General features: G+C 65.8%; 19 protein-coding genes. 11 read left to right on the top strand and 8 right to left on the bottom strand.

The genetic code is table 11. From position 1 onward, the window contains the following. Positions 1–85: 85 nt before the first annotated feature. Together IB273_RS09465 and IB273_RS09460 are read left to right on the top strand one after the other, a co-directional pair. Entirely contained in the window at positions 86–973 is an 888-nt protein-coding gene (locus tag IB273_RS09465) for a DMT family transporter (RefSeq protein WP_081516213.1), read from the top strand. A 441-nt stretch (positions 974–1414) separates the two neighbouring features. Then, the gene (locus IB273_RS09460; protein WP_139791481.1) at positions 1415–3445 is read left to right on the top strand and encodes a DEAD/DEAH box helicase; all 2031 of its coding nucleotides are present in this window, start codon (positions 1415–1417) and stop codon (positions 3443–3445) included. A 352-nt stretch (positions 3446–3797) separates the two neighbouring features. On the opposite strand, the gene IB273_RS09455 is transcribed toward IB273_RS09460, so the two are convergent. The 8 genes from IB273_RS09455 to IB273_RS09425 all read right to left on the bottom strand — a co-directional run bounded on the left by IB273_RS09455 (position 3798) and on the right by IB273_RS09425 (position 9231). Then, positions 3798–4583 (bottom strand): 3-hydroxybutyrate dehydrogenase, encoded by a 786-nt coding sequence (locus tag IB273_RS09455; protein WP_081516215.1) that lies wholly within the window; start codon positions 4581–4583, stop codon positions 3798–3800. 43 nt (positions 4584–4626) lie between these two features. Next, on the bottom strand, positions 4627–4974 hold the full coding sequence (locus IB273_RS09450; RefSeq protein WP_225610148.1) for a YceK/YidQ family lipoprotein: 348 nt from the start codon (positions 4972–4974) through the stop codon (positions 4627–4629). Positions 4975–5004: 30 nt separating this feature from the next. Then, on the bottom strand, positions 5005–5190 hold the full coding sequence (locus IB273_RS31920) for a YceK/YidQ family lipoprotein (RefSeq protein WP_412548072.1): 186 nt from the start codon (positions 5188–5190) through the stop codon (positions 5005–5007). After that, positions 5191–5364 carry a hypothetical protein gene (locus IB273_RS31915; RefSeq protein ID WP_412548071.1) on the bottom strand — a complete coding sequence of 58 codons (174 nt, stop codon included), beginning with the start codon at positions 5362–5364 and terminating at the stop codon, positions 5191–5193. Positions 5365–5397: 33 nt separating this feature from the next. After that, positions 5398–6531 (bottom strand): ABC transporter permease, encoded by a 1134-nt coding sequence (locus IB273_RS09440; protein WP_081516218.1) that lies wholly within the window; start codon positions 6529–6531, stop codon positions 5398–5400. Between the two features lie 9 nt (positions 6532–6540). Next, positions 6541–7713: an ABC transporter permease gene (locus IB273_RS09435; protein ID WP_192223936.1), complete on the bottom strand. Its 1173-nt coding sequence runs from the start codon at positions 7711–7713 to the stop codon at positions 6541–6543. Beyond that, entirely contained in the window at positions 7695–8666 is a 972-nt protein-coding gene (locus tag IB273_RS09430) for an HlyD family secretion protein (protein ID WP_081516220.1), read from the bottom strand. The genes IB273_RS09435 and IB273_RS09430 overlap by 19 nt, the downstream gene beginning before the upstream one ends. Positions 8667–8751: 85 nt before the next feature. Continuing rightward, entirely contained in the window at positions 8752–9231 is a 480-nt protein-coding gene (locus tag IB273_RS09425) for a phosphate-starvation-inducible protein PsiE (protein ID WP_081516221.1), read from the bottom strand. A 169-nt stretch (positions 9232–9400) separates the two neighbouring features. Between IB273_RS09425 and IB273_RS09420 the strand changes: the two genes are divergently transcribed. The 9 genes from IB273_RS09420 to IB273_RS09380 all read left to right on the top strand — a co-directional run bounded on the left by IB273_RS09420 (position 9401) and on the right by IB273_RS09380 (position 17525). Then, the gene (locus IB273_RS09420) at positions 9401–9682 is read left to right on the top strand and encodes a DUF3509 domain-containing protein (RefSeq protein WP_151188210.1); all 282 of its coding nucleotides are present in this window, start codon (positions 9401–9403) and stop codon (positions 9680–9682) included. A 269-nt stretch (positions 9683–9951) separates the two neighbouring features. Further along, positions 9952–10218: a YebG family protein gene (locus IB273_RS09415; RefSeq protein ID WP_081516223.1), complete on the top strand. Its 267-nt coding sequence runs from the start codon at positions 9952–9954 to the stop codon at positions 10216–10218. Positions 10219–10479: 261 nt separating this feature from the next. Beyond that, the gene (locus IB273_RS09410; protein ID WP_151188211.1) at positions 10480–11844 is read left to right on the top strand and encodes an ABC transporter ATP-binding protein; all 1365 of its coding nucleotides are present in this window, start codon (positions 10480–10482) and stop codon (positions 11842–11844) included. A 4-nt stretch (positions 11845–11848) separates the two neighbouring features. Further along, positions 11849–12340: an acyltransferase gene (locus IB273_RS31745; RefSeq protein WP_151188212.1), complete on the top strand. Its 492-nt coding sequence runs from the start codon at positions 11849–11851 to the stop codon at positions 12338–12340. 7 nt (positions 12341–12347) lie between these two features. Continuing rightward, positions 12348–13184: a 3-keto-5-aminohexanoate cleavage protein gene (locus IB273_RS09400; protein ID WP_192223935.1), complete on the top strand. Its 837-nt coding sequence runs from the start codon at positions 12348–12350 to the stop codon at positions 13182–13184. Next, entirely contained in the window at positions 13177–14616 is a 1440-nt protein-coding gene (locus IB273_RS09395) for a glycosyltransferase family 4 protein (RefSeq protein WP_192223934.1), read from the top strand. Before IB273_RS09400 ends, IB273_RS09395 begins: the two co-directional genes overlap by 8 nt. Beyond that, complete coding sequence (locus tag IB273_RS09390; protein ID WP_192223933.1) at positions 14613–15518, top strand: Gfo/Idh/MocA family protein; 906 nt, start codon at positions 14613–14615, stop codon at positions 15516–15518. The genes IB273_RS09395 and IB273_RS09390 overlap by 4 nt, the downstream gene beginning before the upstream one ends. Before the next feature lie 19 nt (positions 15519–15537). Next, positions 15538–16650 carry a DegT/DnrJ/EryC1/StrS family aminotransferase gene (locus IB273_RS09385; protein ID WP_192223932.1) on the top strand — a complete coding sequence of 371 codons (1113 nt, stop codon included), beginning with the start codon at positions 15538–15540 and terminating at the stop codon, positions 16648–16650. A gap of 26 nt (positions 16651–16676) precedes the next feature. Beyond that, positions 16677–17525: a sulfotransferase family protein gene (locus tag IB273_RS09380; protein ID WP_081516230.1), complete on the top strand. Its 849-nt coding sequence runs from the start codon at positions 16677–16679 to the stop codon at positions 17523–17525. The last annotated feature ends 16 nt before the right edge of the window (positions 17526–17541 follow it).

The raw sequence follows: 17541 nt of genomic DNA, 5'->3' as shown, positions 1-17541 counted from the left end.
TGCGCAAATTGTACCCTTCTGTCACTGGCCGCCCGGCGGCTCCGCGCGCATCCTCCAGGCTCGCTCTCCTGCCGGAAGACCCACCATGAACAACACCCAGACTCTCGCCACGAACAGCCACCTCGGCGGCTGGCTCAGTGGCTTCCTCGGCGTCCTCATCTTCAGCGGATCACTGCCGGCGACGCGGGTAGCAGTGGCCGACTTCGACCCGACCTTTCTCACCCTCGCCCGCGCCAGCATCGCTGGCCTGCTGGCGGCGGCGATCCTCATCGTGCTGCGGCAGAAACTGCCGGCGCGCAAGGACCTGGTCCCCCTGCTGGTGGTCGCCGGCGGCGTGGTGGTGGGCTTTCCGCTGCTCACCGCGCTGGCGCTCAAGCACGTCAACTCGGCCCACGCCATCGTCTTCGTCGGCCTGCTGCCGCTGGCCACCGCGCTGTTCGGCGTGGTGCGCGCCGGTGAACAGCCGCGGCCGGCGTTCTGGATCTGTTCGCTGCTGGGCAGCGCCGTCGTCGCCGGCTTCGCCCTGTCGCAGAGCGGCGCGGGCAACTTCACCGGCGACCTGCTGATGCTCGCCGCCGTGGCGGTCTGCGGCCTGGGCTACGCCGAAGGCGGGCGCATCGCGCGCCACCTGGGCAGCTGGCAGGTGATCTGCTGGGTGCTGGTGCTGTCCCTGCCGCTGATGCTGCCGCTGGCCTGGTACACCCAGCCGGAAACCTTCACCGGCGCCAGCTGGCCGGCCTGGATCAGCCTCGGCTACGTCTCGCTGTTCAGCATGCTCATCGGCTTCTTCTTCTGGTATCACGGCCTGGCCACCGGCGGCATCGCCGCGGTCGGCCAGCTGCAGCTGCTGCAACCGTTCTTCGGCCTGGCGCTGGCCGGCCTGCTGCTGCACGAGCAGATCAGCCCGCTGATGGCCGGCGCGACCGTCGCGGTTGTGCTGTGCGTTGCGGGGGCAAAACGCTTCGCCCGCTGACCGCCGGTTTCCTTCCGCGTCCCGCCCGAGAAAAATCGCGGTATCATCGGGCGTTTGCGTACTCGGCTGGACTGCCGGAAGGACACTCGGATGAAGCCACCCGCCGAATCTCCACTGCCTGCCGTGGAGCGCGACGAACTCGCGCCCCGGCCACGGCTGACCCTGGGCAGCCACGTGCACAGCGGCTTCGACCTGCGCAGCGGACGCATGCAGAACATCTCCCGGCACCGCGCCGCGCTGGCGTTCCTGTATGGCGATATGCCGGTCTCGGGCAGCGTCACGCCGCGTTCCGGTCGCGAAATCCGGGTGTTCCGCGATGACCAGATCGTCCGCGTCAGCCGCGAGCTGGAACTGGAACACGCCTGGCGCCTGGACCTTCGCGAGCTGGGCTTCAAACCGGCGATGCGCCGCAGCGATGCGCTGGAAGACAGTGCCGGGGAAATGTTCGAACTGCCCGACGACAGCGCCTGGCAGGAGTTCATGCGCGAAGGCCTGCCGCACCTGCGCGAACAGGGCTGGGAAATCGATATCCGCCCCGAATTCGTCTTCGACCTCACGCCGGTGGAAAACTGGTACGCCGAGATCGAGGAAACCGACGACCGCCAGTGGTTCGACCTGGAGCTGGGCATCGAAGTGGAAGGTCGGCGCATCAGCCTGCTGCCGGCGCTGATCGAACTGATCCGGCGCATGCCGGCGCTGCTCGACCCGGTCGCCCTTGCCCGCCACTCCGACGATGAACAACTGGTGCTGCGCCTGGATGCCGGGCGCAACCCTGTGCACACCTGGCAGACCGCCTCCGACCGGCCGCTGCGCGTCTCGCTGCCGTTCGGCAAGCTCAAGCCGATGCTGGGCACATTGTCCGAGTTCTACATCGGGGAACAGCCACCGGTACGCCGCCTGCGCATGGGCGCGCCGGACGCCGCGCGCCTGACCGAGCTGGAAGAACTGCCGCTGACCTGGCAGGGCGGCGAGCAACTGCGCGAGATCGCCCATCGCCTGCGCGACTACCGCGCCCAGCCGGCGCAGATTCCCGCCGGCCTCAACGCCGAGTTGCGCGGCTACCAGCACGAAGGCCTGAGCTGGATGCAGACCCTGCGCGAAGTCGACGCCAGCGGCATCCTTGCCGACGACATGGGGCTGGGCAAGACGCTGCAGTCCCTCGCCCACGTGCTGCTGGAAAAGCAGGCCGGGCGCCTGACCAGCCCGGCGCTGGTGATCATGCCCACCAGCCTCATTCCCAACTGGCTGGACGAGGCCGAGCGCTTCACGCCCGACCTGCGGGTGCTCGCCCTGCATGGCGCCGGGCGGCGCAAGGCATTTGCGAAGATCGCCGAGCACGACCTGATCCTCACCACCTACGCCCTGTTACCGCGCGATGCCGAGAAACTGGCGCAGCACGAGTATCACCTGCTGATCCTCGACGAGGCACAGAACATCAAGAACGCCACCACCAAGGCCGCCCAGGCCGCACGCCACCTGCGGGCGCGCCATCGGCTGTGCCTGACCGGCACGCCGCTGGAGAATCACCTGGGCGAGCTGTGGTCGCTGTTCCACTTCCTGCTGCCGGGCTGGCTGGGTGATGCGCGGCAGTTCGCCGTGGACTACCGCACCCCCATCGAGCGCCACGGCGACCAGGGCCGCCTGGCACACCTGGCCGCGCGCATCCGCCCGTTCCTGCTGCGTCGCACCAAGGAACAGGTGGCCTCGGAACTGCCACCCAAGAGCGAGTTCATCCAGCACATCGAGCTCAGCGAGGCACAGCGCGATCTCTACGAGACCGTGCGCCTGGCGCTGGACCGCAAGGTGCGCGATGAGATCGCCCGCCGTGGCTTGGCGCGCAGCCGGATCATCATCCTCGAGGCGCTGCTCAAGCTGCGCCAGGTCTGCTGCGACATCCGCCTGGTGAACAAGGAAGCCCCGCCGCCCACCGGCAAATCCGCGCGCGCGGTGACCTCGGGCAAGCTGGTCTACCTGCTCGACATGCTCGAAGAACTGCTCGCCGAAGGCCGCCGGGTGCTGGTGTTCTCGCAGTTCACCTCGATGCTCGCACTGATCGGCGAGGCGCTGGCCGAGCGCAACCTGGAGTACGCCCTGCTCACCGGTGATACCCGCGACCGCCGCGCGCCGGTGAAGGATTTCCAGGAAGGCCGCGTGCCGCTGTTCCTGATCAGCCTGAAGGCAGGTGGCGTAGGCCTGAACCTCACCGCCGCCGACACCGTGATCCACTACGACCCCTGGTGGAACCCGGCCGCCGAGAACCAGGCCAGCGACCGCGCGTACCGCATCGGCCAGGACAAACCGGTGTTCGTCTACAAGCTGATCGCCCGTGGCACGGTGGAGGAGAAGATCCAGCTGCTGCAGCGCGACAAGGCCGCACTGGCCGCCGGCATCCTCGACGGCTCGGGCAGCGACTGGCAGCTGGACGACGCGGACATCGACGCGCTGTTCGCGCCGCTGCCCAAGGCGGTCTGATCCTGCACGAGTGCTGTAGGAGCAGGCCATGCCCGCGATCGCGCGCATGGCGCGCATGGCGCGCATGGCGCGCTCCCATAACCCGCTTCGGTCGTAGATGCCGGCCAATCCCACGATTACCGTTCCGGGAAAGCTCCTACAGTGAAGAACCTCCTGACACCACGAAGGGGAAATCCACTACATCGCCAAGCACCGGCATGTAGGAATCTACACCTGCGCCGACGCAACGAGCCCGGACCCGGCAGAGGCAGACGCCCCGGGTGAACCAGAGCTCTTGCCGGCGCAAGCAAGTCGACCCAATGACCCCGCTCGTCCCCTTACGAGACGGGGTCATTGTCCTTGCGCCTCCAGCTCAGCGCATGCCCCAACCATGGCTGACCAGAACCGACTGTCCGGTGAGCGCCGCCGAGGGGAAACTGGCCAGGAACAGTACCGTCTGCGCCACGTCCTCCACGCTGGTGAACTCGCCATCCACCGTCCCGCCGAGCATCACCTGTTTCACCACCGCTTCCTCGCTGATGCCCAGCTCCTTCGCCTGTTCGGGAATCTGCTTCTCCACCAGCGGTGTGCGCACGAAGCCGGGGCATACCACATGGGAGCGCACGCCGTGTGGCCCGCCTTCCTTGGCCAGGGTACGGGCCAAGCCGAGCAAACCGTGCTTGGCAGTGACGTAGGCGGATTTGAGCGGCGAGGCTTCGTGGGAGTGCACCGAGCCCATGTAGATCACCACACCGCCGCGCCCGGCCGGGTACAGGTGGCGCAGCGCTGCGCGGGTGGTGAGGAAGGCGCCGTCGAGGTGGATGGCGAGCATCTTCTTCCAGTCGGCGAAGGCGTAGTCCTGCAACGGATTGACGATCTGGATGCCAGCGTTGGAGACGAGGATGTCGAGCCCACCGAAGGTGGCGACTACCCGCTCGATGCCGCGGTCCACAGCCAGCTCGTCGGTCACGTCCATGGCCACCGCCAGTGCCTTGCCACCGGCGGCTTCGATCTCGGCGACCACGCGCTGGGCGGCGTCCTGCTGCAGGTCGGCGATCGCCACTGCGGCACCGGCCTGCGCCAGGGTCAGGGCGATCTGTTTGCCGATGCCGCTCGCCGCGCCGGTGACCACCGCGACCTTGCCGTTCAATGCGTTCATCTGAGAGCTCCCGGGGAGGTTGGAACTCTCACTCTAGACGGCCCTAATCGCGAAGCAGCTGAATGTCGCCGTCCTGGTTCTGGCGGTACAGGGTGTAAGGAAGCGTCAGGGTATCGGCCACTGCGGATACGCCCATGTCGAGAAACGCCATCGGTACGTTCATGGGAGCGATGGCGTATAGCGGTCCTCCACGGGGATGGGAGTCTCCGCTCATCACGCAAAGGTTGTAGACCACTCCCCCGTATACGCGTGGAAGTGTGTCGCCACAGCCCGTTCCCTTGAGCTGCAGATCGTCCACGCGAGCAACGTTGTCGCTGGAAAGTGTTCGTGTCGATCCACAACCGGCAATACCGGCAAACGTCATAAGGATTACCAGCAGGCGAGTCAGCATCATTCAATTCCCTTGACGTTCGGATTCCGCTCAGTCACGACGCAGCTCGATGCTGCCATCGCGGTTCTGCCGATACAGGGTATAGGGCAAGGCCAGGGTATCGACGACGCCGGAGAAGGCCATGTCCAGCACCGGCAGGATCGGTGGGCCGAAGGTGTAGTTGGCTGGTGTGGCCGCCGGTGTGTAGCCATTCTGGGCCGGGGGCTCGCCGTACAACTAACAGGCATCCCAGACCACACCACCGTAGACCCGCGGGATGGCTCCGCAATAGGTCCCCTTCAATTGCAAGTCGCTGGCCTTCGCCACGTCGTCGCTGCGCAGGGTGTGGTAGGAGCCGCATCCGCTGAGCAACGCGGCGCCGAGCAGCAACCAGGAACGGAACATCGTCATATCGAAACTCCTTCTCGATAGCGAAACGACAGCTTACCAGCCCTTGAGCTGGTCCCAGCGCCAGTTGCGGTACTGGTAGATCAGTGTACCCAAGAGTCCATAGGCCGCCGCCATGGCGAAAAGGATGAGGATGCGGTCGGCCACGGCGGAAAGTGGCAGGTTCATCTGGTTCATTTCCACCACGGCGCGGATCGCCCAGGTAGACGGGATCGCGTCGGCCAGCAGCTGTACCCACTGCGGCATGGCCTGGGGCGGCCAGGTGAAGCCGGCCATGTAGAACAGTGGCAGGGTGATGAAGGTCATGGTCAGGTACACCGCCTCTTCCGAGGGCAGCAGTTCGGCGATGAACTCGCTCATGGCGATCACCGCCAGCAGGAAGGGCAGCACCAGGCCCATCAGCATGAAGAACGAGGCCGTCTGCCGGTATCCCATGATCCACGGCCAGATCACATAGAAGAGCATCGCCAGCACCGTCCAGATCAGCAATTGCGCGGCGTAGCGGCCAAAGCGCGTCGAGGTCGGCTGGCGCAGCGAGCGCGGGGTGCCGCCGCGCAGGTTGAGGTTCACCCGTGTGCAGGAGAGCAGCAGGCTGTGCTGCAGGATCAGCGTCACCAGCCCCGGCAGGACGATGGCGGCGAAGCTGGTGCCGGGGTTGAACAGATCGGTCAGCTGGCCGATGGCCGGCTGCAGCAGTACATTCGCCTGCACCTCGGAGAAGCCGCCGCGCATCAGCCGTTCGCGGTTATAGCGCAGCGACAGCTCGGTGTAGGTGGCGCTGATGTCCTGCTGGATCTGCCCGTTGGCCATGCGGTTGGTGGCGTCGCCGAAGATCGGCACGGTCACCGCCTCGCCGCGCAGCACGCGCTTCTCGAAGTCCAGCGGGATCACCACGATGGCGAACAGCTTGCGCCAGGCCAGGTCATGCTGGGCCTCGGGCAACTGGTCGTAGCCGACCGTGGCGATCTTCGGCGCGGCATCCAGCTGACGCACCAGTTCGCGAGACACCGCGCTGTGGTCCATGTCGATCACGGCCACCGGCAGGTCGTCCATGGTGCGGTGGGCGTAGGGCAAGGTCGTCAGCGCCACGGACAGCACCATCAGCAGCCACAGCGGCTTGCCGAGCATGCCGCTCAGGGATTCGCGGAAGACCTTCCAGAAGTTCTCCATGACAGCTCCTTACGCCGGGCTCAGGTCGAGGCGCCGGCGCAGGCGCATCTTGGCGATCATGTAGGCGATCAGCGGGTAGAGCAGCAGCTTGCAGCAGGTGTAGAGCCCGGACTCGGCCGGCGCCCTGCGCAGGAACTGGTCGAACAGGCCGTGCAGGGTATGGGTCAGCGGCTCGGCCTCGGAAATGACACGGGCGATCTGCGGCATCGCCAGTTCCGGCAGCAGCACGCCGGAATAGGTCTGCGCCACGCCGATCAGCAGGCCGATCAGGGAATACGCGCTGTAGCGGTTGGCGGTGAAGATGAACAGCATCAGCCCGACACTCTGCGCTGCCGCCACGTAGCAGATGGTGATCGCCAGCATCCACCAGGGGTTGCCGTTGATCCGCGCGCCATTGAGCTCCACCAGCAGGAACAGCTCGACCATCAGCAGCGTGCTGAACAGCAACGTGTAGGGCGCCAGCTTGCCCAGCAGCCGCGCGCCAAGGGCCTGGGCACGCAATATGTGCGGCGAGGACGCGCGCAGCTCCGGCGCTTCGCGCGCAAGCACATGCACGGTGGCGACGATCACGAACAGTTGCAGCAGGTGCACGATGGCGGCGAACTGCTGGAAGTAGATGTAGTTGCCGCTGGCATTGAACAGGCTTTCATAGGACACGCTGATGCTGGCCAGCGCCGGCACGGCGCGGTCCATGCCGGTGGCCAGGCGCGGGCGCAGCTCGGCGTTGACCGAACTCATCAGGCCGCTGAAATCCTGGGTCGAGTAGAAGCCGGCGGAATAGAACAGCGAGTTGTAGTACAGCTCGGCGACCGGCTGGCGGCCGGACAGCGCGTCCGCCTCGAAGTCGCGCGGGATGTAGAGCAACGCATAGTCATCGGCCATGCGCAGGCGGCGCAGGCCCTCCTGCAGGCCGCCGCCGAGCACCTCGACCTTGGCGTGGGAGCCGGCGTCCAGCTCGCGGACGATGCGCCGCGACAGGCTGCTGTGGTCGGCATCGACCACGGCCACCGGCATGTCCAGCAGCGTACCCGCCTGGTACACGCCGCTGATCACCACGAACAGCAGCAACGGCCAGAGCCAGCCGAGCCAGTGAATGGTCCAGCTGCGCAGGGCGACCCGCGTTTCGCTGCCGAAGGCCTGGGCGAAACGCAGCAGGTTGCGCCTTACTGCTTCCACTGCCACAGCGCGCTCATGCCGGGGCGCAGGCCTTGTACCGGCTGGTCCGGATACAGGCGTACCTCGAAGGTCTTCAGGTCGAAATCACCGGTGGCGCGGGTGGCGCGCTTGGTGGCGAAGTCACCGAGCGGCGCGATGTACGCGACCCGGGATTTCACTTCAGCGCCCTTGAGCGCCGGTACCCGGATGGAGACTTCGTCGCCCTTCTTCACATCGGCGAGGATGTCTTCGCGCAGGTTGAACACGAAGTAGCTGTCGGATAGCCGCACCAGCGTCAGCAACGGGCTGTAGGCATTGACCAGTTCGCCCTGCTCCGCCGGGATCGGCCCGACCTCGCCGTCCACCGGCGCGACCACGTTGAGATCATCGGTCTGCGCCTGCAGCTCGAGTATCTGCGCGTCGGCCCTGCGCACGGCGGCTTCCAGCGCACGGCGGCGCTCTTCGCGGTCGCCCTGGTTGCCCTGGTCGAGATTGGCCTGGGCTTCGGCGACGCGGTTGCGCGCCACGTCGCGCCCACGGCGGGACAGGTCCAGCTGTGCCTGGGAAACGAAACCGCGGCCGGCCAGTTCCTCGTTGCGCTGGTACTCCAGGTCGGCGTTGCGCAGCTCGGCCTGCGCCTGGGACAGACTGGCCTGCAGGGCCCGCAGGGTTTCCTCACGGGTGCCATGCAGGGATTCGTCGAGGTTCGCCTGCACCTGGTTCCGCGCGGCGCGCAGGGAGTCCAGCTGGGCCTGCAGCTCCGGGCTGCTGAGGGATATGAGCACCTGGCCCTGCTTCACGTCGTCACCGCGCCGCACATGCAGCACTTCGACCCGGCCCTTGGCCTTGGACGCGACGATGACGTTGGTGGCGTCCGCCTCGCCCTGCAGCAGCAGCGGCTGGGTGTGCAGGCGCAGGTAAAGGGTAACGGCGATGATCACCAGGATCAGCAGGGGTGCGAACAGCTTCCATCCCTTCATGGAGTGGTCTTCTCAGGCAGCGGATGCACCGATGGTAGTGCATCCGCCGGCCGAGCGGCGGCTCTGGATCAAAGCCGCCGGGCGATCAGCGCTCGTCGTCGCTGATCAGGTCGTGCTCGCCACCGCGCAGCTTGCCGCTGGGCGAAGGGAAGCGCGAGGAGGCATAACGCACCACCAGGATCGCCAGCGCCAGCAGCAACAGGGCAACCGAGACCAGGATGATGCCGTCGTCGGGCACGTGGTTGTGCTGGATGTCGGCGATCATCAGGCGGGTCAGCGCGGTCATCGCCACATAGATCAGGAAGCGCACCGGCATGTGGTTGGTCTTGAAGTAGATACCGACCATGGCGCCCAGCTCGAGGTAGATGAACAGCAGCAGGATGTCGTCGATGCTTGCGTGCCCCTTGCCGACCATCTCGCCGAAGGCCACCGCCGCCGACCAGAACACCGTGCCGCCGATGGCGAACAGCGCCAGGTAGTGGAAGCCCTCCACCAGCAGGTTACCCAGGGATTCGGCACAGCCGTGCATCCGCTCGCTCAGGCGCTCGGCCCAGTTCTGTTTCATTCGTCGGTTCTCCGCAATACAAGGCTTTGTTGGCGTGAAGCCTGCAAGTGCTACGCCATTGATCTTGCGCAGTCATGGCACAGATGGGCTGCGCGAATATGACTGCGAACTTTTTCGGCCCGCCCCGAGTCCATTCAGGGGCATGCCACAAAACAGGCAGGAACGAGTGATGGAAAGTCCCTTTCAGACGCTGACCGACGCCTTCCAGGACCAGTACCGCGTCAATTTCAGCCTTGAACGGCCCGACGGCAGCATTGTCCTGACCCTCTCCACCGAGGCAGGAGTCGCCGCGCGCCGGCTGATCCGCAACACCCAGCTGCAGGACCCGGAACAGCTGCAGCGCTTCATCCAGAGCATCCGCTTCGGCATCGCCATCGAGCAAGGCGGCACGGCGCCGCAGCTGCTGGCTGCCATGACGCGCGGCGACAACGGCCTGCCGATCGCGTCCTGACGGCACCCTCTGCAAGAATTCCTTCCTACAGAGCCATCTGACTGACGATTCATTGCGCCAGTCACGTGGCTGCGTTGCGCGCGCCTACGGGGCGCGCGCACTGCTTTGGGCCGCCGCCAATACTGGCCTTCTACAAGCACATCCCTTTCCTGCGTCTACGCTGCTGGCAACGATTCGCACAGCCGCAGTAGCATCGCGCGATCATTTTACTGTATAAATAGACAGTGATTTCGAACCCCCCAATCAAAGAGAAGGCACAGAGGTGATGAATGGCCGTCGAAGTGGTGTACCGCAGCAGCCGCGATCCGGAGCGCCTGTTCATGGATAAGGCAGAGGCCGACCGGCACGACAAGATGCTGGAGCTGGCGGAAACGCTGGCCGACGTGCTGCAGAAGGCGGTGCCTTCGCTGAAGGAGGATCAGGTCGAGGAGATCGGTATCTTCATGGCCAGGAACCGCGACGCCTTCGCCCGCGCCTTCAAGAACCAGCCCGATGCGTTGAGCGATATCTTCAGCGAGCCTGCTGCCGAGGAATGAGCCTGCAAGCAAGCCGCCTGACCCGGGCAATGGCGATGTGCGGGGTCGCATCGATCTTCGCCCCGCCTGCCCTCCCCATCTCCCGACTGGCGGGACTGCCAGCACTTGAAGGCAGCTTGTCCGGGGGCTTGTGCTGATGCCAGAATGCGCTAAGAAAATTCCTATAAGATTCTTAACGCACCGTGCACCGGGAATTGTCGGCGCGCCGGCCTTGCCGGAGTGCGGACGTCCGCCGCGTGGTCGTGATCAGGACGACCGATCATGCACGATTCGCCCGCTACCGAACTCATCCGCTGCTCAGCCCTGAGCAAGAGTTTCCGGCAATATTCCAAGCCCAGCGATCGCCTCCTCGATGACCTGAGCCATGTCTGGCCCCGCTGGCTTGGTGGCCGGCCACGCGACAGCGCCAACGAATTCCACGCCCTGCGCGGCATCGACTTGACCCTGAGTGCCGGTGAGGCCGTTGCTATCATCGGGCGTAACGGCTCGGGCAAATCGACCCTACTGCAACTCATTGCCGGAACCCTGAGCCCGGGCAGCGGCACTGTCCTGGTGCGCGGTCGGGTCTGCGCCATGCTCGAACTGGGCGTAGGCTTCAATCCCGAGTTCACGGGGGTCGAGAACGTCCGCCTGTATGCCGCCGTGCTGGGCATGAGCGGCGAGGAGATCGAACAGCGGCTGCCCTCGATCATCGCTTTCGCCGAAATCGGCGACTTCGTGGCACAACCGGTGAAGACCTATTCCAGCGGCATGTATGTCCGCCTGGCCTTCGCCGTGCTGGCGCACTCCGATCCGGAACTGCTTATCGTCGACGAAGCTTTGTCGGTGGGCGATGCGGCCTTCCAGGCCAAATGCATGCACTGGTTCCGCGGCTTCCAGGAAGCTGGCGGCAGCCTGCTGCTGGTCAGCCACGACGTGGGTACCGTCCGCGCCATCTGCAGCCGTGCCATCTACCTGGAATCCGGACGGATCAAGGCAGAAGGCCCCTGCGGCGAAGTCACCGATCTCTACCTGCACGACATCCACCAGACCCAGAACCAGGTGTTGGCGCAACCGGCGGCATCTTCCGAGGGAGCGACCCCGAAATGCCAGGTTACTGACGCCGCCTACCTCGCCCGCTGCCAGGCTTTCGAACAGCGCTGGATCAACAAGCGGCAGGGCACCGGCGATAGCCGCGTGCGTCTGGTGGAGTTGCTCAACGCCTCCGGCGAGCCGTCCGAACTGTTCCAGTTCGATGCTCCCGCGATCATCCGCATTCATGTCGAGTGTCTGCGCAGCGCCGCGGTATCGGTCAACTACAAGGTGCGCGACCGCCACCTGGTGTCAGTGATCGGCGCCGACTTCCTCATCACCGAACAGCCCCTGCTGACCATGCAGCCTGGCGAAATCCACTGCATCGAATACCGCACCCGGCTGCCGCTGATGCACGGCGACTACAGCCTGCGCCTATCGATCACCGAACCCGTCGACAAGCACGCCCAGGCAGTCTTCCACGACATCGTCGAGGTGGCGCTGCCCTTCAAGGTTCTGCCGGCCGATCGTGGCTGGATCTACACCCAGAGCTACCTGCCCAACCAGGTCAGCGTCCGCCAATGGCAGGACCAAACCCAACTCGAGAACGCCTGACGCCATGCATGAACTCGAACAGCGCTTCCCCGAAGTCCGCTTCTACAACCCGCTACTCACCGAAGTACAGGACAACGTCGAGATCGGCCCGCAGAGCCGGGTCGGCTCGATGACGCTGATCCACAGCGGCGCGCGAATTGGTGCTGGCGTCACCATCGGTTCGCACTGCAACATCTGCGACTGCCGCATCGGCGAACGCGTGTCGATCCAGACCGCCTGCCACATCACTCGCGGCGTCGTGATCGAGGACGATGTCTTCATCGGTCCGCACGTGGTCACCCTCAACGACAAGCTCAAGGGCGGCCCCATGGTCTACCCGCGCATCTGCCGGGGCGCACGGATCGGCGGCGGCAGCGTCATCCTGCCGGGCGTGACCATCGGCGAGAACGCCGTCGTAGGCGCCGGCAGCGTCGTCACCAAGGACGTCCCGGCGGGCGCCACGGTGATCGGCAACCCCGCGCGCAGCCGCGCCGGCGTGACCGTCGAGAGCGACTGAGACGACGATGGAAGGATTCATCCTCAATCTGGCCCCCACCGGCATGCTCCCCACACGGGCAATGAGCCCTCATGTGCCGCTGAGCGTGGAAGAGATAGTTGCCGACGCGTGCCGCTGCGTCACGCTGGGCGCCAACATGCTGCACCTGCATGCACGCGATGAGCAGGGTCGGCCGACCTATCGCCGCGAGGTCTATGCCCGCATCATCGGTGGCATCCGCGAGGTGCATCCCGACGTCGTCATCTGCGTGTCCCTGAGTGGCCGCGATTTCGGCGAGTTCGAGCAGCGTGCCGACCCGCTCGGGCTCACCGGCGACCTGCGACCGGACATGGCGAGCCTGACCCTGTCGTCGCTGAACTTCAGCCGCAGCGCCAGCGTCAACAGCCCCGAGATGATCCAGCGCCTGGCCGAACGCATGGCCGAAGCGGGCATCCGGCCGGAGCTGGAAGTGTTCGACGCCGGCATGCTCAATTACACCCACTACCTGCTCGAGCGCAGGCTGATCCAGCCGCCGCTGTACTTCAACTTCATACTCGGCAATGTTGCCGGCGCCCAGGCCAGACCCGGCGCCCTGGCATTACTGCTCAGCGAATTGCCGCAAGGCGCCCTGTGGTGTGGAGGCGGTGTGGGAACCAGCCAACTGGTGATGAACACCCAGGGCCTGTTGTACGGCAACGGTGTCCGAACCGGCCTGGAAGACTACCTGTGGCTCGATCCGCAGCGCCGCGAGCTGGCAAGCAACGCACAGATGGTCCAGCGCCTGGTCGACATCGCCTCTCACTTCGAGCTGCGCCCGGCCACAGCCCGTGCAGTTCGCCAGGCACTGGGGCTGCGCCATGTCTGAAGCGACCTTCAAGCCGTTGCGCGTTCTCATCACCAACAACACCCTGGGCAACCGCGCCGGTTCCGAACTCTACGTCCGTGACCTGGCGCTGGCGCTCCTGCGCCGCGGCCACTTGCCGGTGGCTTACAGCTCGCAGCTGGGCGACGTCGCCGAAGAACTGCGCCGGGCGACCATTCCGGTCATCGACGACCTGAATGCGCTGAATATTCCGCCTGACGTCATCCACGGCCAGCACCATCTGGATGCGGCCACCGCGATGCTGCACTTCCCCCGCGTCCCGGCACTGTACATCTGCCACGGCTGGTTGCCCTGGGAGGAAGTTCCCCCTGTGCTGCCTGCCATCGGGCGGTACCTGGCCGTGGACGACCTGTGTCTGGAGCGTCTGCTGACGACGCCAGGGATTCCTCCGGAGCGCTGCGAAGTGCTGTACAACTTCGTCGATCTGCAGCGTTTCAAACAGCGCCCGGCATTACCCGAGCGCCCACGCTCCGCGCTGATCTTCAGCAACTACGCTGCAGGCCAACCCAGTCTCGAAGCCATGCGTAACGCTTGCCATCGCGCGGGCATCGTGCAGGTCGACGTGGTTGGCGGCGGCTCGGGCAACGCGGTCAAGGAACCGGCGCAGATACTGGGTAATTACGACCTGGTGTTCGCCAAGGCGCGCGCGGCCCTCGAAGCCATGGCCAGCGGCTGTGCGGTCGTGGTCGCCGATCAAGTAGGCCTGGCGGGCATGGTGGACAGCGACAACCTGGCCGAGCTGCGTCGCCTGAACTTCGGCGTACGCAGCATGCAGCGCCTGCCTCTGGACGAAGAGACCCTGCTGGCACAGATAAATCGCTACGACAGCCAGGACGCGCGCCGGGTCAGCGACTGGATTCGCCAGGATGCCGACATGGAGCGTGTGGTGGATCGTTGGCTGCAGATCTATACCCAGCTCATCGAGGACTCTGCAGAGGGCGACAACGCCCCGTCGCCGCAGTCCCAGCTGCAGGCCGGAGCCGCCTACCTGCGCTGGCTGGCACCCACCATCAAGAAGCAGTACCAGACTGCACACCATGCCGCACAGGCCCAGCGGAACCTCGCACACGTGCAAGGGCAGGTTCGCCAGTTGACCGAGCAACTCGACGGACACCACACTCAGTGGGCCGCACTGGAACGGCATTGCCAGCATCTGCAGTCGCTGCTGGACGAGGGCGAGCAGCGCGCTCAGCACCTGCAGGCGTCGCTGACGGAGCAAGAGCTGCACGGCCAGCAGCTGGAAAACCAACTGGCCGTGCAGGAGCAGCATGGCCAACGCTGGCAAGCACTGGCAAGCGAGCGAGAACTGCACCTGCGCAAGGTCGAAGCCGATCTCGCCGAAGTCCTCGATTCGCGGACCTGGCGCGCCCTCGCCCCGTACCGACGCCTCAGACGTTGGCTGCGCAAGGGATGAGCGCCGCTCTGCACTCGCCACTGCGCGTCGCAATCGTCGGCCTGGGCAAGATGGGCCGCCTGCACTGTGCCGCCTGGCAGCGCCTGCCTGACGTCCGGCTCACAACGCTGGTGGACTGCGCCCCCGAACAGATCGCCTGGGCGACGGCCCAGGCGATGACCTGTCTCGACAGCGCCGAAGCACTGGTGGGCCGGGTGGACGTGGCGATCATCGCCACCCCCAGCGACCAGCATGTCGACTGCGCCCTCCCCCTGCTCGAGGCCGGCATCCATTGCCTGGTGGAGAAACCCCTGGCCTTGACCTTCGCCGGGTGTCGGCGCCTGGTCGATGCCAGCCGGCGCAGCGGTGCGCTCCTCGCCGTAGGCCACAGCGAGCGCTTCAACCCCGCCCTGCACCTGGCTCGCAGCGCGCTGTCCGGTCACGCACCCTGCGTAGAAGTGATACGCGCCGCCCCCCCACCTCAACGCTCGCTCAAAGGCGACAGCGACGTGGTGCAGGATCTGATGATCCATGACCTGGACTGGCTGCTGGATACCCTGGGGGCTCCCGAGGAAGAGCTCCGCCTGCTCGAATGGCGCCGGCAGGACGGCCAGCTGTCGCACGTCCGCTGCCAGTTGAATTACGCCAATGGTCGCCGGGTGAACCTGACTGCGTGCCGCGAAAGCGACCGCCGGCAGCGCCAGGTGCGGCTTTACGAGGGCGACATGGCGAACCGGGTGATCGACCTGGACGTACGCTACGCCAGCCACGAACCGGACGCCCTGACGCGCCAGGCGCAGGCCTTCCTCATGGCGCTGCGCGGCGAGCCCTCGCCCATCGCCCTGGGCAGCCAGGCCCTGGAAGCGGTCCTGCTGGGCGAACGCATCCGCAACGGCTGCCAGATGGCCGAGGCCGTACTGTGATTTATTCCCGGAGCAACGAATGACGACTGCGGTTCCCTTCATCGACCTGGTGGCCGACTGGCAGCCGCTCAAGGACGAGGTTCTGGCGCGGGTGGCCCGCCTGTTCGAGCATGGGCATTTCATCATGGGGCCCGAAGTGCAGGAGCTGCAGCGGCTCCTGCAGGCGGACTGTGGCGTTGCCCACGCCCTCACCTGCAGCTCCGGGACCATGGCCCTGCAACTGGCGCTGATGGCCCTGGACATCGGCCCCGGCGACGAAGTGATAGTGCCGGCGTTCACCTTCGCCGCTCCGGTCGAAGCTGTCCTGCTGCAGGGCGCCACACCGGTGCTGGCCGATATCCATGCCGAAACGCTCAATCTCGACGTGGAGTCCTGCGCTCGTCTGATCGGCCCGCGCACCCGGGCCATCATCGCCGTCTCGCTGTTCGGCCAGCCGGCCGACTTCAACTCACTCAATGCGCTGGCCCGCCAGCACGGCCTGCGAGTCATCGAGGATGCCGCCCAGAGCTACGGCGCGACGCTTCACGGCCGACACAGCGGTGGCCTGGCCGACATCGGCTGCACAAGTTTCTTCCCCACCAAGCCCTTCGGCGGCGCTGGCGAGGGCGGGGCCCTGTTCACCCAGGACGAGCGGCTCGCCCAGCGCATTCTTGAGGCTCGCGATCACGGCCAGTCCGCCAAGTATCTGCATAGCTCGGTGGGTACCAACGGTCGGCTGGATGGTTTGTCGTGCTGTGCGCTGCTGGTGGCCCTTGGACGCCTGCCGGAACAGCTGGCACGCCGGCAGGCCATAGCGCGACGCTACGACCTGGGGCTGGCCGTAGCCGGCAACAGCCTGCGGCGCCAGGGAATGCTGGCCGGTGCCAGTTCGGTCTTCGCGCAGTACGCCGTGCGGCTCGAGGAGCGTGACCGCCTCGCCGAACATCTGCTCAAGGCTGGTATCCAGGTGGCCGTCCACTATCCCACGCCCGCCCACCAGCAACCTGCTTTCGCCCGCCGTTGCCGCTATGAAGCCCTGCCCAACGCAGAGCAGGCTTCTCGTCAGGTGCTGTGCCTGCCGCTCTACCCCACCCTGACAGAAACGGCGCAGGAACGCGTCGTCGATGTACTGCTCGAGGGGTTATTGCGGTGAGTGGGCAACCACAACACTCCCGGCCCATGCCAATCATTGTTGGTGTGCCACGCTCGGGCACGACATTGCTGCGCTTCATTCTCGACGCCCACCCGCAGCTGGCGATTCCCCCGGAAACCGGCTTTTTGCTCAACGAAACCCTGTTGCGCAATCCAGCTCCGGCCGCCGAACTGGCCCGAGCGTTGACCTTGCTGCCGGAGTCTGCTCCGGCCTGGGCAGACTTCGCCCTGGACGCGGATCACTTCATCGATGCTGCAGCCTGCTTGCCAGCGCAGGCCGGCCTGCCGCAAGTACTGCGGCTGTTCTACAAGCTCTATGCCGCGCGCTTGGGAAAGCCACGTTTCGGAGACAAGACACCGTCTTATCTGCAACGCATGCGTACTGTCGCCGAGCAACTGCCGGAAGCCCGCTTCATCCATATCCTGCGCGATGGCCGGGACGTCGCCCTATCCTGGGGACAAACCTGGTTCGCTCCAGACCGGGAGCCTGAACTGCTGATAGCGCGCTGGGCTCAGCTGATTGGCGATGCCCGTCAGCAGGGTCAGGGCCTGCCCTATCTCGAGGTCCGCTATGACCAGTTGCTCAATGAGCCGGAAATACAGACCAGGCGCATCTGCGAGTTCATCGAGCTGGACTTCCACCCGGCCATGCTCGACTACCACCTTGGCTCGGCCTCGCGCCTGGAAGAACATCAGGCTCGCATCCGAAGCGATGGCCAGCTACTGGTCAGCAAGGAGCAACGCCTGCACCAGCAGTGGCGTACAACCCTGCCGCCGGACACCAGTCGCCTCGATGTCTGGCGCCACCAACTCAGCCCTGCACAACAAGCCGCCTGCAAACGAGCAGGCGGCGAGCTACTGGCAGAGTTCGACTGAGCCCGGTTTCGGTCCG

The sequence above is a fragment of the Pseudomonas sp. PDM19 genome (assembly GCF_014852215.1).
Lineage (GTDB): Bacteria > Pseudomonadota > Gammaproteobacteria > Pseudomonadales > Pseudomonadaceae > Pseudomonas.
The sequence above is the reverse complement of the archived record's forward strand: the minus strand, read 5'-3'. Positions and strand labels throughout refer to the sequence as shown.

Bases quoted from the DNA above. Each gene is read 5' to 3' on its own strand.
- IB273_RS09465 (WP_081516213.1), top strand. From the start codon at position 86: ATGAACAACACCCAGACTCTCGCCACGAACAGCCACCTCGGCGGCTGG.
- IB273_RS09460 (WP_139791481.1), top strand. From the start codon at position 1,415: ATGTTCGAACTGCCCGACGACAGCGCCTGGCAGGAGTTCATGCGCGAA.
- IB273_RS09455 (WP_081516215.1), bottom strand. From the start codon at position 4,583: ATGAACGCATTGAACGGCAAGGTCGCGGTGGTCACCGGCGCGGCGAGC.
- IB273_RS09450 (WP_225610148.1), bottom strand. From the start codon at position 4,974: ATGCTGACTCGCCTGCTGGTAATCCTTATGACGTTTGCCGGTATTGCC.
- IB273_RS31915 (WP_412548071.1), bottom strand. From the start codon at position 5,364: ATGACGATGTTCCGTTCCTGGTTGCTGCTCGGCGCCGCGTTGCTCAGC.
- IB273_RS09440 (WP_081516218.1), bottom strand. From the start codon at position 6,531: ATGGAGAACTTCTGGAAGGTCTTCCGCGAATCCCTGAGCGGCATGCTC.
- IB273_RS09430 (WP_081516220.1), bottom strand. From the start codon at position 8,666: ATGAAGGGATGGAAGCTGTTCGCACCCCTGCTGATCCTGGTGATCATC.
- IB273_RS09425 (WP_081516221.1), bottom strand. From the start codon at position 9,231: ATGAAACAGAACTGGGCCGAGCGCCTGAGCGAGCGGATGCACGGCTGT.
- IB273_RS09420 (WP_151188210.1), top strand. From the start codon at position 9,401: ATGGAAAGTCCCTTTCAGACGCTGACCGACGCCTTCCAGGACCAGTAC.
- IB273_RS09415 (WP_081516223.1), top strand. From the start codon at position 9,952: ATGGCCGTCGAAGTGGTGTACCGCAGCAGCCGCGATCCGGAGCGCCTG.
- IB273_RS09410 (WP_151188211.1), top strand. From the start codon at position 10,480: ATGCACGATTCGCCCGCTACCGAACTCATCCGCTGCTCAGCCCTGAGC.
- IB273_RS31745 (WP_151188212.1), top strand. From the start codon at position 11,849: ATGCATGAACTCGAACAGCGCTTCCCCGAAGTCCGCTTCTACAACCCG.
- IB273_RS09400 (WP_192223935.1), top strand. From the start codon at position 12,348: ATGGAAGGATTCATCCTCAATCTGGCCCCCACCGGCATGCTCCCCACA.
- IB273_RS09395 (WP_192223934.1), top strand. From the start codon at position 13,177: ATGTCTGAAGCGACCTTCAAGCCGTTGCGCGTTCTCATCACCAACAAC.
- IB273_RS09390 (WP_192223933.1), top strand. From the start codon at position 14,613: ATGAGCGCCGCTCTGCACTCGCCACTGCGCGTCGCAATCGTCGGCCTG.
- IB273_RS09385 (WP_192223932.1), top strand. From the start codon at position 15,538: ATGACGACTGCGGTTCCCTTCATCGACCTGGTGGCCGACTGGCAGCCG.
- IB273_RS09380 (WP_081516230.1), top strand. From the start codon at position 16,677: ATGCCAATCATTGTTGGTGTGCCACGCTCGGGCACGACATTGCTGCGC.